Genomic DNA, 1,042 nt, shown 5'->3' on the forward strand with positions numbered 1-1,042 from the left:
CGCGTAGGCGGTCGCTGCCAAAAACGAGCGCAAGCGCTTTAGCTCGTGAGACCGCGACATTGATGCGGTTGAGCGAAAAAAGAAACTCCATGCCGCGGGCCGTCTCGTCGGCCGAGGATGCCGTCATGGAGACAAGGCATATAGGGGCCTCCTGGCCCTGGAACTTGTCGACCGTGCCGACGCGGATGCTGCTCGGCAGCCCTGCCCGCAGCGCGTTGACCTGTGCGTTATAGGGGGCGACGACGATGATGTCGCCGGGGCCGATAGGGCGCGTGGCGCCGTTCTTGTCGGTCCAGCTCCCTTGCAGGAGATTCTCGATTGCCGCTCCGATCGCCGCAACTTCCTCGGCGGCAATCTGGGCATTACCGTCATGAGCAACCGAAACCCAATATGCGCCGGCCGTGGGCCAGGCCGTTCCGGTAACCCTCTGGCGCTCGGTATCGCTATGGCTGGCAAGGCGTCCCTCGTAGACCTGGTCTGAAATGAAGTCGCAAACTGCCGGATGCATCCGCCGGGTCTCGGCAAGGAATATGCCCCGATCGGGCGGGACGGTGGCATGCTCGCCCAGCATCCACTCCAGGCATGACAGGTTGGCGGGCGCAGGATGCGCGCCCTGGATGACCTGAGGCAGCTGGCGCGGATCGCCGACCAGCACGATATTGCGCGCGGCACGACCCATGGCGACCATGTTGGCGAGGCCCACTTGTCCAGCCTCATCGACAAACAACCAATCGAAGCGCTGCACATTCTCATCGCGCGCGAAGAAGAAGGCCGTGCCGCCGACCACATTGGCGCGGGCGAGGATCAGGTCATCATTGGCCGTGGCGCGGTGAACGGGACAATCGCTGGCATAGCCATCATCGCCTCCGGAAACTTTGTGGGCAAACGACACGGGAAAGGTGCCACCTTCTTCCTCGCGAGCACGCAGGCAGCCGAGCAGGACATTGCGGATCGCTTCATGGCTGTTCGAGGCGACGGCGACCCGATGTCCCGCTCTGACCAGCGCCAGGGGTTCTCGTGACGGCAGTGCAAAAAGTGTCGC

2 protein-coding genes are annotated in these 1,042 nt (G+C 63.5%); one reads left to right on the top strand and one right to left on the bottom strand.

Features of this window, described 5'->3' with window-relative positions:
* Positions 1 to 787 (bottom strand): DEAD/DEAH box helicase (locus IQ35_RS21000; protein ID WP_242003446.1); only part of this gene is annotated, 787 nt, incomplete at its 3' end.
* Between IQ35_RS21000 and IQ35_RS21700 the strand changes: the two genes are divergently transcribed.
* Positions 704 to 1,021: a hypothetical protein gene (locus tag IQ35_RS21700; protein WP_242003447.1), complete on the top strand. Its 318-nt coding sequence runs from the start codon at positions 704 to 706 to the stop codon at positions 1,019 to 1,021. The two genes, IQ35_RS21000 and IQ35_RS21700, sit on opposite strands and share 84 nt — an antisense overlap.
* Positions 1,022 to 1,042 lie beyond the last annotated feature (21 nt).

This window comes from Sphingobium wenxiniae (genome assembly GCF_007830065.1).
GTDB lineage: Bacteria > Pseudomonadota > Alphaproteobacteria > Sphingomonadales > Sphingomonadaceae > Sphingobium > Sphingobium wenxiniae.